20 protein-coding genes and 1 tRNA gene are annotated in these 14,193 nt (G+C 36.3%); 2 read left to right on the top strand and 19 right to left on the bottom strand.

What is annotated here, in order from left to right; translation table 11 throughout:
• Positions 1 to 76 precede the first annotated feature (76 nt).
• The gene (locus BK582_RS12675; RefSeq protein WP_078595390.1) at positions 77 to 274 is read left to right on the top strand and encodes a hypothetical protein; all 198 of its coding nucleotides are present in this window, start codon (positions 77 to 79) and stop codon (positions 272 to 274) included.
• A gap of 3 nt (positions 275 to 277) precedes the next feature.
• On the opposite strand, the gene BK582_RS12670 is transcribed toward BK582_RS12675, so the two are convergent.
• Positions 278 to 973, bottom strand: a complete 696-nt coding sequence (locus tag BK582_RS12670) for a response regulator (RefSeq protein ID WP_078595389.1) — start codon at positions 971 to 973, stop codon at positions 278 to 280.
• A 251-nt stretch (positions 974 to 1,224) separates the two neighbouring features.
• A complete protein-coding gene (locus tag BK582_RS27555) occupies positions 1,225 to 2,745 on the bottom strand; it encodes a hypothetical protein (RefSeq protein ID WP_139368246.1) in 1,521 nt (506 codons plus the stop codon).
• A gap of 792 nt (positions 2,746 to 3,537) precedes the next feature.
• Between BK582_RS27555 and BK582_RS12660 the strand changes: the two genes are divergently transcribed.
• Positions 3,538 to 3,613: transfer RNA gene (locus BK582_RS12660), tRNA-Val, on the top strand.
• 298 nt (positions 3,614 to 3,911) lie between these two features.
• Here the strand turns inward: BK582_RS12660 and BK582_RS12655 are convergent.
• The 17 genes from BK582_RS12655 to BK582_RS27810 form a co-directional block, all read right to left on the bottom strand.
• Positions 3,912 to 4,772 carry a hypothetical protein gene (locus BK582_RS12655; protein ID WP_078595388.1) on the bottom strand — a complete coding sequence of 287 codons (861 nt, stop codon included), beginning with the start codon at positions 4,770 to 4,772 and terminating at the stop codon, positions 3,912 to 3,914.
• A gap of 486 nt (positions 4,773 to 5,258) precedes the next feature.
• On the bottom strand, positions 5,259 to 5,987 hold the full coding sequence (gene terS, locus BK582_RS12650; protein WP_078595387.1) for a phage terminase small subunit: 729 nt from the start codon (positions 5,985 to 5,987) through the stop codon (positions 5,259 to 5,261).
• Between the two features lie 78 nt (positions 5,988 to 6,065).
• A complete protein-coding gene (locus tag BK582_RS12645; RefSeq protein WP_078595386.1) occupies positions 6,066 to 6,704 on the bottom strand; it encodes a hypothetical protein in 639 nt (212 codons plus the stop codon).
• Between the two features lie 84 nt (positions 6,705 to 6,788).
• Complete coding sequence (locus BK582_RS12640; protein ID WP_078595385.1) at positions 6,789 to 7,136, bottom strand: hypothetical protein; 348 nt, start codon at positions 7,134 to 7,136, stop codon at positions 6,789 to 6,791.
• A gap of 54 nt (positions 7,137 to 7,190) precedes the next feature.
• Positions 7,191 to 7,463: a DUF1385 domain-containing protein gene (locus tag BK582_RS26495; RefSeq protein WP_139368245.1), complete on the bottom strand. Its 273-nt coding sequence runs from the start codon at positions 7,461 to 7,463 to the stop codon at positions 7,191 to 7,193.
• Positions 7,464 to 7,629: 166 nt separating this feature from the next.
• Positions 7,630 to 8,055, bottom strand: a complete 426-nt coding sequence (locus tag BK582_RS12635) for a DUF722 domain-containing protein (protein ID WP_078595384.1) — start codon at positions 8,053 to 8,055, stop codon at positions 7,630 to 7,632.
• 13 nt (positions 8,056 to 8,068) lie between these two features.
• Entirely contained in the window at positions 8,069 to 8,395 is a 327-nt protein-coding gene (locus BK582_RS12630) for a hypothetical protein (protein WP_078595383.1), read from the bottom strand.
• A 12-nt stretch (positions 8,396 to 8,407) separates the two neighbouring features.
• Positions 8,408 to 8,566, bottom strand: a complete 159-nt coding sequence (locus BK582_RS27000) for a hypothetical protein (protein ID WP_169910993.1) — start codon at positions 8,564 to 8,566, stop codon at positions 8,408 to 8,410.
• Positions 8,567 to 8,651: 85 nt separating this feature from the next.
• On the bottom strand, positions 8,652 to 9,131 hold the full coding sequence (locus BK582_RS12625) for a hypothetical protein (RefSeq protein WP_139368244.1): 480 nt from the start codon (positions 9,129 to 9,131) through the stop codon (positions 8,652 to 8,654).
• Complete coding sequence (locus BK582_RS12620; RefSeq protein ID WP_078595381.1) at positions 9,058 to 9,519, bottom strand: hypothetical protein; 462 nt, start codon at positions 9,517 to 9,519, stop codon at positions 9,058 to 9,060. Before BK582_RS12620 ends, BK582_RS12625 begins: the two co-directional genes overlap by 74 nt.
• A gap of 123 nt (positions 9,520 to 9,642) precedes the next feature.
• Positions 9,643 to 10,278: a hypothetical protein gene (locus BK582_RS12615; RefSeq protein WP_078595380.1), complete on the bottom strand. Its 636-nt coding sequence runs from the start codon at positions 10,276 to 10,278 to the stop codon at positions 9,643 to 9,645.
• 1 nt (position 10,279) lies between these two features.
• Positions 10,280 to 10,480, bottom strand: coding sequence for an XtrA/YqaO family protein (locus BK582_RS12610; protein ID WP_078595379.1), 201 nt, complete (start codon positions 10,478 to 10,480; stop codon positions 10,280 to 10,282).
• A gap of 74 nt (positions 10,481 to 10,554) precedes the next feature.
• The gene (locus BK582_RS12605; protein ID WP_420841227.1) at positions 10,555 to 11,016 is read right to left on the bottom strand and encodes a hypothetical protein; all 462 of its coding nucleotides are present in this window, start codon (positions 11,014 to 11,016) and stop codon (positions 10,555 to 10,557) included.
• 901 nt (positions 11,017 to 11,917) lie between these two features.
• Positions 11,918 to 12,193 (bottom strand): hypothetical protein, encoded by a 276-nt coding sequence (locus BK582_RS12600; RefSeq protein ID WP_078595378.1) that lies wholly within the window; start codon positions 12,191 to 12,193, stop codon positions 11,918 to 11,920.
• A 151-nt stretch (positions 12,194 to 12,344) separates the two neighbouring features.
• A complete protein-coding gene (locus BK582_RS12595; RefSeq protein ID WP_078597989.1) occupies positions 12,345 to 12,470 on the bottom strand; it encodes an SDR family oxidoreductase in 126 nt (41 codons plus the stop codon).
• Positions 12,471 to 12,539: 69 nt separating this feature from the next.
• A complete protein-coding gene (locus BK582_RS27815) occupies positions 12,540 to 12,770 on the bottom strand; it encodes a 3D domain-containing protein (protein WP_244895386.1) in 231 nt (76 codons plus the stop codon).
• On the bottom strand, positions 12,767 to 13,996 hold the full coding sequence (locus BK582_RS27810) for a coiled-coil domain-containing protein (RefSeq protein ID WP_244895385.1): 1,230 nt from the start codon (positions 13,994 to 13,996) through the stop codon (positions 12,767 to 12,769). Before BK582_RS27810 ends, BK582_RS27815 begins: the two co-directional genes overlap by 4 nt.
• Between the last annotated feature and the right edge of the window lie 197 nt (positions 13,997 to 14,193).

Below are 14,193 nucleotides of genomic sequence, written 5' to 3'. Positions count from 1 at the left end.
GTTTCTTGATTAATCTTCCAGATAGTGATATTCTTTTCATCAGTTATTGCAAATTAAACTTTGAGGTGAACACGTTATGCAAAGTCCGCAGCCCGTAATCAAAAAGCCGCGCTGGATTTATTTGAAGCAAATATTTACTTCTAAGTTTCAGGCAGACTGCTTAAAAGCAAAAATAGAAGATAACTGGATCAACGGTTATGAAATTGGTCCATGTGTGGAAATACGAAAACTGAAAGATAATCGTTATGTTGTAAGATATACATACGACGAGTAAAGTCTATAACCCTTCTTGAAATCTATAACCTACACCCCACACAGTCTCGAGAACATCATTATTATATTTCTTTAGCATTTTACGAATTTTTTTAATATGCACATCTACTGTACGGATATCGCCAATGAATTCATACCCCCATACTTGCTCAAGCAGCGCTTCCCTTGAGTAGACATGCCCTGGAGCTTTTGCAAGGTGAACAAGTAAATCAAATTCTTTAGGCTTTAATTTAACCGCTTCTCCTTTAACGATCACTTCTCTCCTGTTAACGTCAATTTTCAAGCTCCCATTATTATATAAGTATTCTTCTCTTTTTCTCGCTTTTTCTGGTGCAGAAGGCTCCATCCTGCGATAAATGGCTTTAATTCTGGCTATTAGTTCCCTAAGACTGAATGGCTTTGTAATATAATCATCAGCTCCAAGCTCTAACCCAAGCACCCGGTCAACCTCATCGTCTCTTGCAGTTAACATCATAATTGGAACATCGGATTTTTTTCTTACTTCACGACAAACATCATAACCATCCAGCTCAGGCATCATAACATCAAGAAGAATGACATCGGGAGTGAACGTTTTCAAGACTTCAAGCACCCCTTTTCCTGTAATTGCTTCTCTAACTTCCATTTTGTGCTTCATAAAGTAATATTTTATTATTTCACGAATATTATCATCATCATCCGCAACTAAAACTTTATACATTTTTATACACCTCTTTTACTAATCCGTTCAATTTAACTTTCGGAAGATCATTGTTTTTTGAGGCTGTTATAAGACTGCAAAGAGACAAAAGCTTTATGTAATATTAAATATAATTTATTATTTCAGGATATTTTTCACTCTAATTTCCCAAGTTAAACCAATCTGTGGCATAAAAAAAAAGAGCCCCAGTGACTCACCAGGGCTCGAGATTATAATTAAACACACAAATGGAATATTTTATTCAAAAGGTATTACCTAAGAAATGACATGAAGTTTGCATAAGCATCTTTCACTTTTTCATAAGATTGAACTAACTGATTATATGGCTGGAAATTAAAACCGTTAGTTTTAATAGTTGTATCTGCTTCTGCATCTGCATTTACTGCAGCTTCAACTCCATTATTCTCTTCAGATACATCTTCTTCTGTTGCGTCTTCTTCTGTTGCATCTTCTTCTACTGCGTCTTCTTCTGTTGCATCTTCTTCTGTTGCATCTTCTTCTACTGCTTCTTCTTCAATTGCGTCTTCTTCTGTTGCATCTTCTTCTACCGCTTCTTCTTCAATTGCGTCTTCTTCTGTTGCATCTTCTTCTACTGCGTCTTCTTCTACTGCGTCTTCTTCTGTTGCGTCTTCTTCTGTTGCATCTTCTTCTACTGCGTCTTCTTCAATAACTAGTGTTATTCCAAACTCACCCAAAACTTCCCCAGCTAACTCATAGTCACCTTGAGCGACTTGACTCATAACTTCCCCTTTTTCCGGGCCTTCAGGAAGAATTTCTGCTACCGCAGATACAACATCACCATGATTAGTAGCTACAAGTTCTTCTACCTCTTCTTCTGTTACTGTATCTTCCTCTACTGCATCTGCTAACTCTTCTTCAATACCTTCAACGATAGGTGCAATTTCTTCTTCTACTTCATCTGTTGTTTCGGTACCATCAAGTTCGCCTATAGATTGTAAGTAATCTACAATGTACTGTTCTTTATAATCTAACAGGTTATCATAACTGTCAAAGATAGACTGATAGCGCTGAATAAGATCCTGAACAATTTCATCTTCATCAAGAGATGCATCTTCTTCTACTACATCTTCTGCGGCATCTTCTTCAATTGCATCTTCTTCTACTACATCTTCTGCTGCGTCTTCTTCAATTGCATCTTCTTCTACTACATCTTCTGCGGCATCTTCTTCAATTGCATCTTCTTCTACTACATCTTCTGCTGCGTCTTCTTCAATTGCATCTTCTTCAATTACTAGTGTTACCCCATACTCACCCAGAACTTCCGCAGCTAACTCATAGTCACCTTGAGCCACTTGGCTCATAACTTCCCCTTTTTCCGGGCCTCCAGGAAGAACTTCTGCTACCGCAGATACAACATCACCATGATTAGCAGCTACAAGCTCTTCTGCTACTTCTTCAACATCTTCTTCTGCATCTTGCTCTGCTTCGTCTATATTTGCTTCCTCAACTGGAAGAATAGTTACAATTTCTTCCTCGTCTAAATACTCGCTAAGCGCTTCCTGAGCCAGTTCATAGTTGCCTTGAGAGACTTCATCCATAATATATCCTTTTTCAGGAGAGCCAGGAATTGTTTCAGCAACTAAAGAGACGATCTCACCATGGTTTTTCACTTCTGCATCGTGCTCATCAGCTGAAACAGGAGCACCTGCTGCTAAAAAAGTTGCTGCTAACATAGATGTTGATAAAACAAATGGCACTGCCTTCTTATTTCGTTTTCGTTCTTCTTTTTTCTGATTACGTTCTTCGACCATTTTGTAATCCTCCTCTAAAAGTAAGTGTTTCCACGAACAAAGTAAACTTTCATTTGTTATCCAGTTTATTGCTGTTAGCTATACAACAACCTCCTTTTACCAACGAGCGTATGTACAGGATTTCTCTGCACGCATTTCACTATAATCCAGAAAAATGACCAAACTATGACCAAACTAAGAAATATTTATGATCTTTTTAAGACCAACAAATGAGGCCTTTTGCTTTAGCCAAAGAGTTCCGTGAACGGGTACTTCTAAACTGGTCGATACAAAGTGTTGATTCCCAAGGCAGAATCAGGAGTGTTTGCACTTATCGGTTGAAATTCAGGTGAAGTACCCTATTTAATGAATAGACGTAGATATTCCGCAAATTAGCTCAAAAAATTCGAAAACGGGAGATTTTTGCTTTGCATAACCGGAAAACCTCCCCTTATATCACCCCTAAACTAGCTTCAAGCTGCATGTAACCGAAAAATCTCTCTTTATTTTACCTTTACGATTACTAAAGGAAGGACAGACATCATATTTAATGGAATTTATCTCGAAAACCGTGTTTTGATGCCATTACGGTGACCCCTTTTCCAAGAAAGCGAGATTTTATAAATAAAGTTTTCTACTCCTAATAAAGAAACTCGCCAAAATTGACGAGTTTCACTTTTTTATATATCTTTTAAGAGAAGCACATTAAAAAACGGATTACTTTACACTTTAGTAAGGATTTTTATTAATAAAACTTCACTTGACTTTCCAGTTTATATCGTATATATTATTAATTGTCGCCATAGAAAAAATGATCCGTTAGCTCAGTTGGGAGAGCGCCACCTTGACAGGGTGGAGGTCACTGGTTCGAGCCCAGTACGGGTCACCATAAAAACACCATCAAACCCTTGATATATAAGGGTTTTTATTTATGCCATTTTTAGGGTTTTTCGAGAATTTATTAAATTGATGACCAATTGATGACCAATTTAGTTATTTTTTAAAAGAGAAAAGAATTTTTACTTTTATAATATATAAATAAAAGGAAGGAACTAGTTGTAGGACGAATTCCTTCCTTTTGAAAATGGATTAATTTTTTATTCCTCCTATTAAAATAGTTTACAATTTTAATATCCTTTTTAGTTGGAAGAGTGATTTACCCCTTATAGTTTTTTCTTGGACTAACATTAATCTCTTAACATAAAAAAATACAATTCCTTAATTGCTCTATAGTAAAAATATTTAATAACTCCTAATTCATAAAAGCGATACATATGAATTAAAGACTCAAGCGATAATTCCTTATATAAATTTGCTTTTACTTCTTTAACCTCTTCATCTGTATCTGTATCTACTTTTGCATCATCTATTATATTGTCAACAGCCTCTTTAATATCCATATACCCCAAACTAAGAACACTACCTGTTTTAGATAAAATAAATCGACTGTTCTTTCGATTTACCTCGTATTGATTAATTATCTCATCTTTTCTTTCTTCTGAAAGTGCCTTCACATACTCTCGAGGTGCATTTTTTACATGTGCTACATAATAATTCTTATTCTCTTTAATAAATTCTTCATGGTTAACATATTGATTTTCTTTTAAATCGCAAAGCATCCAGGTAGCTCTAGAAAAATTATTATTAGTAAACTTAACCGACTGACAAGTTTTTTCAAGATGTAAAATATAACGTTGAATAATTTCGGGGACAGCCTGATTTCTTAAAGTGTCTTTTTCGTAAAAATCTTTTGTCTTAAATGATTTTAAAAGTTTATAATAGTCGATACTCTCAAAGGAAATATCCAATGGTTTAACAGGGAGTTCTTTCGGAATTTTACTATATTCTATCGGAAAAATAACCTGAAGTGTAAGCATTCCTACTTCATAAACATTTGCTATAATAATTGGCTCTATATATTTATCATTAAATTTCGCAAGAAACGGGGGCAATGTAAAGCGTCGATGGTTGTTAAGAATATAATCTTTTGCTATAAACTCCCGATTAACCCTTTCAAAAACATTATCTAAATTAAGAGCTTGGTCCATTAATTTAGATTCAATAGTATTAATACTAGGAATTATTTTTATACTTTTATCGTTATAATTAATATTAATTGAGGTTTCATAATCATCCTGGATGCCAACTGTATCTTTATATTCCTTAGCTGCCTTAGAATTTTCTATTTCAGGCCAAGTTATTTTATGATCAAACTTTAAATTTCCACTACCTGGGATCTCCTTTAATAAATCATCTATATTAGGGAGCTCATCTAATATAGGTGCATGTAAACAATATGCATCTTGCTTAATCCCTAGATATTTTTCATATCTTTTGTTTTTAACTCCAGAATTCTTATCTGAATCAATATAACATAAATATCCTCTCGATTTAATTAACTCCTCTATTAGGAATAATCTTTTTTATCAAAAGTAAGGACATGATAATAATTGAGGATGCGTAAAAATATATTACACCCCACTAAATTTATTTGATCAAATTCATTTGCCGGCTTTTCACTTTAAATGACTTCCTTACCTAAATTTTAACTCACTAGTTATATATCGACAATAATAAATGACTTCCATAAACGAACTAACGTTCGTATAATGAGGGATAAGAGTTTTATCGATAACAGCCCTCATTTTTTCAGCTTCCAGCATCCGCATATCATCGTAATCAGCCATTTCCTTAAACTGCTTAAGCATGCTGCGGAGCTCTCCCATAGCTCGGCTTTGGGAATTAAGAAAGGTAGCCTGGCGATCCCAAGCAAACTGAAACTCCCATTCTGTTTCTGAACTACTTGAAGTATCTCCCAAGCTTTCTTTTTCTTTCTTAATTTCCTTAATCATTTCCTCTTTATCTACTACATGCATGATTTGCTGCGCCCTCATTATCTGAGCAAACTGCAACTTGATGTTCATCCAGAGAATATCAAGAGGGGAAATGTCCTCGATCTGCTCGACGATCTCCATAGTCTCTTCTGGAAGGTACTTGGAGAACAATCCATGCTTAACAGCGTTGGCATTTTTAGATGGAGCAGCACCACCAGAATTACCCTTGGCATTAATATTTCCTTTTGGAGCACCCCTGCTTTTTGTGTGCACCCTTTTTGTTTTGTATGCACCCTTTTCTCTAAACCAGCCATAACGCTTTTTCCAGGACTTCACTGTGTTGAGAGAGACTCCGTACTTCTCGGCAATGTCTTTATATTTCATGCCTTTGACGTAATCTTTCTCAGCATTTATATATTTTTCAGCCACTACATCATCACCCACCCCCAGCGATCAATTGAGTTTGTTTTGGAGCAAAAGAAAAAGCACCCTTAAAGGTACTCATTATTACTTTCCAAGTAATTTGTTTTCCAGAGCTTCTTTACTTGTTTTAAAATTGTCAGGCAATTTATTTAACATTTCTTGCACAAATGTTTTATGGTAGGATGTTATTTTGTCCAGGTGATCTAGTGTTTTATCAATTTTTTCTATTATATCTTCTAGATGTCCATAACCTCCTTCTTCCCCTAGACTAATTTTACCTGCATCTGTGTAGGCAAATAATGCATTCAGATGAATTTTTTCAATGGTCCAATAACCTCCTTCTAAGATCTTTAATTCAATTTTTATAATCTCAATTTGTCTATTTTTATCTTTATTTTCGAATTCTAAGCTTGTTATATTTCGGTTTATTTCTTTTAGCTTTCTAGAAACATCGTTAGCAAGCTCTTCTTCTATTTCTTCTTTTAATTCTTTCCTTAGCTCCTCTCTTAGATTACTTATATAATTATTTTGCAAATTTAATATAATCTCCGACTTAATTTTTTCTAATTCATCTTTCTTATGACTCCTCAAGGTGAAAAATTGAGCACCAAGAAAAATAACTAGAATTGTTATAATTGCATTAACCGCGAATTGTAAAGTACTCTGAAATTGATTGTTTTGATTTATTAAAATCTCAATCATTTGACTTGAAATATCATCCATAATATCTCCTCCTTTTCCTGATACTTCGACAGAAAGGAAGTTATTTCCTGCAAAAGAAAAAGCACCTCATTGGGTGCTAATAAGTTATTCCTCTTCTTTTTCAATTAATCTCTTAAATGAATCATGCATAGACATCCACTTAATATAGATATCACCATGAATTATTTCGTCTTCTGATATGCCAGGAACATACTTGGCATTTTTATCAGCCCATTGAATCCTACAATAACAGTTATGATATTTCTTTTGCAAACCATCTTCATATAGATAAATGTTAACTACTGAGTTGTCTTTTTTTATATTCTCGATTAAATCTAATACCCGGCCGTGTAATTCTACTCTTGACAATTTCCCGAATTGATATTTTGCACTAATTCTTTTTTCTCCACCATATGAGGTAGAATACAACTCAGCAAACTTATTTGCATACATATTTTCACCTCCCTCCTGCCTTTCATTTTTCGACAGAAAGGAAGTTATTTCCTGCTATTTATTTTTAGATGGTTTCCATCTCAATTCACAATCTTTACAGTACAATTGTCTACCAAAGTAAATAACCAAAATAGCCAGGATTAAGATACCAATAGCTCCTCTTAAGAAATTACTTTCGTCATTATTTCCTAAAAGAGTAGGCTCACCAATATGATTTGCTGTTATAAAAAAAGGTAGAGCTAGAAAAAAGCCAATACCCAAACAACCTGTTGGTGACCGACTAATTACACGATTACTGCCACACCTAATACATTTTTCCCATTTCAAAATACTCACCTCACTTTTAGTATAGTAACAAAAGTAAGGCAAAGAAATAGTAAATTTTTATAATAAATCTCTCTATGCGTGTGCTGGTTAACCGCGCCTTCCCCCCTCACACACTACCATAATAAACCATTTTTAGAGCTCAAAAGTGACATGATAGTGACATGTTTTATCTCCATCCCATCACTTCAATAGTTGCCTGGATAATTTCATCCCTCCACCTCATTGCTTGTCTTTTACTAACATGCAATTCAGCAGCAATTCCGTCCCAGGTCAATTCCTTAGTTCCCCAATACCGTAACCTGACTAATTTTTTGTAGTTATCCGGAAGGGCATTATATACCTGTTCAATGGAACCGGCTATTTCGTTCAAGTACTTAAGCTGCTTGTTTGTACTCAGCCTGGTTGCAATTCGTTCTGTTAGATTGGAGATAAATCCGGATCTACCACCGCCAACATTCTCGTCCTGATCTTCCTGATAAGGGTTCATTATTTCCTGTCTGAGAAGATTAATTTCATTCAATGTCTGGTGATAACTGCGCCATTCAGACTCCATATTTTTAAAAGTAACTTTCTTTATCTGTATTTTTGACATACGGTTCTCTCCCTCACAGTCTATTTCTGATATGAACGAATTTTGGACGGCGGTCAATGACCTGGCTGTGCATGTTGAGCTTCCGGGGAACATGCCAGGTGGCTTTAACCTGTTTATCCGTTTCTACCTTTTCTACAACTTCTTCTATAACTGCGAATGCTTGTCTAAAAGCGGAAACAGCTTTTTCGACTATCTCCCTAACTACCGCAGCTGCTTCTGTTATAGCTTCTATTAATCGATCTATGTTAAAACCAGTCTTATACAAGAACAGCTCTCTCAGTTGAATCTCAAGTGGCGTCCCTTCAAGCCAGAATAGCTTTTCATCATATACGCATTTCATGAGTAGCCCTCCTTATTTTTGTCTTATTGCACCGCCACGGCGTTCATATATCGGTCTGTTCGCACCCATTAACTCTTGCCAATCCTTATCTGTAAGCTCCTCTTTCTTCTTAGACTTCTTTTTCTGCTGCTGCTTTTTCAATCGCTTCATTTCGGTTTTTAGATTTCTCATTTGTTTCCCCTTTCAAATAAAAAGAGGACGCCAGAAAAACGGTATGAACCGTCATTCTTAGCGTCCTCCAGTTTGCTGGTAGAACTTATAATTTCTTCATAATATAATTCTTAAACATCTTTAAACCTGAGACAGTAAATTCGTACTTTCTTTCATCTAGTATCCCGTTTTCAGCTAATCTGATAATATCCTCAGTTTCTACTTTTTCCATTATCTCCTTCCAAAGTAAATTACGTAAGTCTTGATCACTTGCATTACTTAGAGTTGTTTTTGAAACATTTTTTGTAATTAATTTAAATATATTAACTAATCTATCGAAGCTGTATTCATTAATTTCACGTTCATTTATTAATTTTTCTGTCAGTGCGTTATTTTCTTTTTGTAATTTATTAAAAATTTCCTCATATTTTTTTACATCTTCGGTTGAGATTTCTCCTTCTTCAATTTCTTTTTTTAGACTCTCAATGCTTTCGTTTATTTCTTTTAAAATACTAATCCTGAGTCCCTGCATTAACCAAATGAAGAGTATCAAATCTCTGGTTAAGTCTACTGCTATTCCCTTCAATATTTTTTAAGGCTTCCCAAAATTTACCTTCCATAGACGATAATGTATTTGCAATATCTCGTGTATGATTATAAGATCTATCATAAAACTTATTACTCTGTTCTGTTGTTTTAAAGTAAAAGATAGATGATAAATAAATCGAAAAAAACGCTAGTAAAACTGTTAACAATGTAGTCATATCTAGCTGGTAACTCTCAAAATTAAAAACAACAATATATCCTACCAAAAGAGCAAAAAAACTGCCTAATCCAAGCAAGAATTTATTGTTTCTATTTTTAATTTTCTCTTCTAGAGACCGCTCATTATATAAATTTTTTCTTATACTCTTACTGCCATTCGCATTTTGTACAATTGTTTTAATGTTATTTATTTTATTCTTCTTACTCAAAACTCTTCCCCCTCCACCAACTTATCCCTGTCCAATCCCATGTGAACGCCAGAAAAACGGTTTATAACCTGAATTCTTAACGCCCTACAGTAGAAATGGTAGGAACATTTTTTTAATATATAACTAATTAAAATACTTTTTTAATTTCTCATTAATTTCTATTTCAGACTCATTATTCTGGATAAAATCATCTATAAATTCATATTCATCAGAAGTCATCTGAAGCCGTAAAGTTTCAAATAATTGATCTCTATCTTTGCTTTTTAATTCACTATTATCAATTAGATATATCATTGAATATAAACACTTAACATACCTATCATATATATGTTTAAAATTTTCATAATCATCTGGATCGTTTTTTACAGATTCACTTATAACGCCCATTGCGAAATGTCCTTTAAAATTTTCAAAATAACTAATAGACTCTATTATATCGATTCTATATTTATTGATAGTAAAGAATGAATTTTCTGTTCGTTGTAGTTTCATTGTATACTCTTGTTCTTTGAAAACCTCACGAGTCTCGGTTAACTCTTTTCTTTGTAAAGCTAGTTCTTCACGTTGTAACTTAAGTTCATTTTTTTGCATTCTGTTTGCTGAAAAAAGCAGCAGAAAGGCTGCTGTTGATAAAAACGGCGCTGCCGTCTGTGCATATTCGGTTCCTGTTTGTCCATTAACAAAAACCGGAATAATAAATCCTAATGATAAAAATGTAAAACCAAGTAATTCTATTTTTGAAACACTCTCATTTACCATATTAAAAATCTTCCCCCTCATCAAACCTCACCCGTTTCAGCTGTCCCTGATGTGTAACAAGTTTAGTCTCACCGTGATCCGGCAGAAATGTTTCCCGAGCTTTTCCACCTGATATAAGTATCACAACGGGTTTGTCGTATTTTGTAGTATCTATCTCCATTTTACCAGTTTGAGGATTAATTTCTATATTTTTCAGTCTCATTTATAAAGTCCCCTCCCAGAATATGATATAATTTACTTAGCGATTGACCGTCCTGAGAGGGGCGGTTTTTTTATTTAACCAATAATGTATAATTTCTTGCTGTCAATTTTCTCTCTTAACTCTTCCTCTAAATATTCCTTAATCCTCTGCATCGCCTTAATCTTCCAAGCCCCTCCATCTGCTTCAAACAGAGCGCACGTTGGGCCACTTTGCATTCGGAATACAAACTCACTTTCTGGCTGTTCCACTTCGACGAATGTACGGTACGGTGCAAGAAGTACAGGATTAGGTACTTTAACATTTCCTACACTTGCTACCCCTGTTTTCGCAACTACAGACTGGCTTGTCCCATCATCGCCAACTGAGGCCACATTCTCTTCCTTGATGTTTCCAACCACTTTTAGCATAATGTCCCGGTCTTCATTCTTAACAAACGTAGATTGCAGCTTGATATTAAAAGTCTCTGCATCGTAGAAACGGTCAAATCGAAACTCAGGGATCCAGGCCTCTGCTTTAACCCATTTATTCCGTTTCATTTCTCCGTTTACTGGGGAGAAACACTCAACAGATTCCGGGCTCTTTACATGCAACATGACTTTTCATCTAAATCAAAGCAGGATTTCACGTAATCCACTAATCCTGAGAGGCTGCCTACAGTTAGTGCATAGACTGTTGGCCACTCGACTAAGTGCAGCTGCTTATCCGAGAATTACACACCAGGTTCTTAAAAAACGTTTGGTTCACTATGCCCTACAACATACTCCATTGCTTGCTTAATCATTGATTAACCCCTACTTCCTTTTTGAAATTAAAATCGTAAACTTTCTCGCCCTTGTCTGAGTAAACGCCGTCTTCTTGGAGGCATGATTATTATTTGATGGACAGTAGAACTCTCATTAAGGTGTAACTTGTACACCTACGTACGTATCATTTAGGCGGAGGGTGCTCCTAATTTGTATGCTCATTTTGAAGATTACATAAGAGTTGTTTTATTTCAATTGAGGTAAAACACCAACTGATTTAGATATGCATCTTATAGCCAAGAAAATAGGCGCTGTAATTATATATAAAGATAAATCGTCTAGATTTAATGAAGAGATATTAATTACTAAAGGAACAAAGAAGCTGGCAGGCTTATATTTACTGCTCCGGAAAGTATCGATATCGTGCCGGATTTCCCCTGTCTTTATTAAAGTTTGCGTATATTAGCGACCAGGTAAAGGCGTATGCGGAGGAAAAAGGGTTTCAGGAGGTAGACGAGGATATACAGCGGGAGATAGAAAAATGGAGAACAACCAGAAGCAAGGTTGGATCTGCGTGCCAAAAAAAATTATTATTTCATTCGAAAATCTCATAAAGAAAAAATGCACAACCTGCGTCTCTCCCCGCTGGCTGTGCATCTTTTTATGTGGAATATTGCCAAAAAACATAAGCGCCTCAGACTGTTAGTTTTTCCAGCGCCATCTGTTTCAGCTCTTCTATCAACGAAGGTGCATACAAACCAGTAATGATTTCAAATCTGTGGTTTTTATCATTCCAGACGAGAATATCAGAAACGGTCCACTCCCCTTCATCCTGGAAGCGTTTTTTAAGAACGACTATTCCTTTAATGTTTTCAGGATTATCTCTTGATTCATATTTTATGGAAACTGTCAGATCGAGATTCTTTTTTAATAAATTTATATCCGATAACTCAGCGTTTTTTATATACATTTCCTCACATCCTCTACCATCAGCATGGACAGAATGGGAGGAATTTATTAGCCTGAGAGAGTTTTATTTAAAAGCCATTGTAAAAGGAACATCAGCCAATGTGATGTACCTTCTTCATGAAGTATATTACAGGAAAGACTGAAGTCTTTCATTACATTGCCCGCATACCGCCATCGACAGTATAAATACTTCCTGTTATGAAACTGGCTTTTTCCGATGCAAGGAAGTAAACAAGATCTACGATTTCCTGATTTTCCGCATATCTTAAACACTTTATTCACATTGCTGAATAGTAAAAACGGACAGTGCAGAGGCACTGTCCGTCATATAATAACTCTATTATTTCTTAATCTACTACTCGTATTTCCACAGAGCGTCTCCCGAAGGCTAACGCGTCAGAGCGGTTTGGCATAAAGATATCAATCTTATTGCCTTTTATCGCTCCGCCTGTATCAGCTGCGAGGAATGTGCCGTAACCTTTCACTTCTACGCGGGATCCGAGAGGGATCACGCTTGGATCAACGGCGATTACTTTTGCATTAGGGTTTGCCTTCAGGTCAATGCCTGTGCGAGTCACCCCTGAACACCATTACAGCTTGCAGTATAAGCAGTTGCTGAGAATGATCTCCAGCCGCCGCTGTCAGAGTTTGAACCTGACGAATTATTTTGGCTGCTGCCAGAACTGGAACCTGAATTTGATCTGCTCACTTGTTCTGAGTTATTGCTGCCCGATTCCTTTTTAGCCTGTTGTTCTTCAGCCTTTTTCCTGGCTTCTTCTTCTTCTGCTCTCTTCTTAGCTGCTTCTTCCTCGGCTTTCGCCTGAGCTGCTGCTTCCTCTTCGGCTTTTTTCTTAGCTGCCTTGTCTTCCTCAGCTTTTGCCTGTGCAGCACTTGCCTGAGCTTTTTCTTCTTCCGCTTGAGCTCTGTCTGCCTCTTCCTCAGCTTTTGCCTGAGCTGCTGCCTCTTCTTCCGCTCTCTTCTTAGCCGCTTCTTCCTCGGCTTTCGCCTGGGCTGCTAATTCAGCTTCTCTTTCGGCCTGCAGACGGGCTTCTTCCTCAATAAGTTTCCGGATATCTTCTTCCTGTATAGCCAGATCTCTGTCATCCTTCATCAATTGGCCAATGAGCTTTTCCTGTTCCGCTTCGTTTGCTTTTGACTGGTCTCTCAACTGAACAGTTTTGTCACGCTGTTCTTCTAACTGCTCGTGAATTTCTTCCAGCTCGATTGCCTGATTTACAAGATTGTATAGCGTATCTTCATACTGGCCCTGAACCAGAACCAGTTCCTCCTGGTTAAGTTCAAGCTGAGTTATAAAGTTATCATCAGCTTCTGCAATTCTCGTAATACTAACCACACGGCTCACAAAGTCGCCGAAACTCTCAGATCCCAGAACAACCTCTATGTATGTAGCTGTATCAACACCTCTATGCTGATATGTTCTCGCCCGTTCCCTTAATAGATCGGTACGGTAATCAATATCATTCTGCAGCCTTTCCACTTCTGCCTCAAGGTCTTTAATCTCTTCTTCATTGTTTTTAATATTGTTCTCTATTTCTTCGATTCTCTGCTCGTTTTTCCCAATGATATCATCAAGCTGGGAAATTTCACTGTTTAGTTCTTCCATCTCCTGAACTAACTCAACAAGCCTTACTTCCGCCTCAGACAGTTCAGACTGAATTGCTTCCCGTTCTGACTGAATTTGTTCCTGTTCCTCTTCATACTTTTCCGTGGCGAAAACTCCGCCGACTCCCGCTGCATAAAATACTCCAAAGAACATCAAAACTGCTATGAATTTTTTAAGCACACTGTCTCCCCCTAAGAGTTTTTAGTGTCCGTCTATGAATATATCTACAATAGCAGAGAAACGATCAGTACCTTACGCATGTAACACTCTTGTAAAAGAATTATTGTCTCTTTGTAATAGAACCGAAATAATTTGCCATCCTGGTAGCTGTTATGTAAAGTTCCGTTGTTAAATTCCAGGATGGTAGATTCCTTAAA

Source organism: Evansella clarkii, from assembly GCF_002019695.1.
Classification (GTDB): Bacteria; Bacillota; Bacilli; order Bacillales; family Salisediminibacteriaceae; genus Evansella; species Evansella clarkii.
This window is presented reverse-complemented; position numbering and strand designations above follow the sequence as displayed.

Excerpts from the sequence above, each read along its gene's own strand:
- BK582_RS12630 (WP_078595383.1), bottom strand. The coding sequence starts at position 8,395 with ATGAAATGCGTATATGATGAAAAGCTATTCTGGCTTGAAGGGACGCCA.
- BK582_RS12670 (WP_078595389.1), bottom strand. The coding sequence starts at position 973 with ATGTATAAAGTTTTAGTTGCGGATGATGATGATAATATTCGTGAAATA.
- BK582_RS12635 (WP_078595384.1), bottom strand. The coding sequence starts at position 8,055 with ATGTCAAAAATACAGATAAAGAAAGTTACTTTTAAAAATATGGAGTCT.
- BK582_RS27555 (WP_139368246.1), bottom strand. The coding sequence starts at position 2,745 with ATGGTCGAAGAACGTAATCAGAAAAAAGAAGAACGAAAACGAAATAAG.
- BK582_RS12610 (WP_078595379.1), bottom strand. The coding sequence starts at position 10,480 with ATGAGACTGAAAAATATAGAAATTAATCCTCAAACTGGTAAAATGGAG.
- BK582_RS12675 (WP_078595390.1), top strand. The coding sequence starts at position 77 with ATGCAAAGTCCGCAGCCCGTAATCAAAAAGCCGCGCTGGATTTATTTG.
- BK582_RS12655 (WP_078595388.1), bottom strand. The coding sequence starts at position 4,772 with ATGGACCAAGCTCTTAATTTAGATAATGTTTTTGAAAGGGTTAATCGG.
- BK582_RS12645 (WP_078595386.1), bottom strand. The coding sequence starts at position 6,704 with ATGGATGATATTTCAAGTCAAATGATTGAGATTTTAATAAATCAAAAC.
- BK582_RS12600 (WP_078595378.1), bottom strand. The coding sequence starts at position 12,193 with ATGTATATAAAAAACGCTGAGTTATCGGATATAAATTTATTAAAAAAG.
- BK582_RS27000 (WP_169910993.1), bottom strand. The coding sequence starts at position 8,566 with ATGAGAAATCTAAAAACCGAAATGAAGCGATTGAAAAAGCAGCAGCAG.
- BK582_RS12640 (WP_078595385.1), bottom strand. The coding sequence starts at position 7,136 with ATGTATGCAAATAAGTTTGCTGAGTTGTATTCTACCTCATATGGTGGA.
- BK582_RS12615 (WP_078595380.1), bottom strand. The coding sequence starts at position 10,278 with ATGGTAAATGAGAGTGTTTCAAAAATAGAATTACTTGGTTTTACATTT.
- BK582_RS12605 (WP_420841227.1), bottom strand. The coding sequence starts at position 11,016 with ATGAAACGGAATAAATGGGTTAAAGCAGAGGCCTGGATCCCTGAGTTT.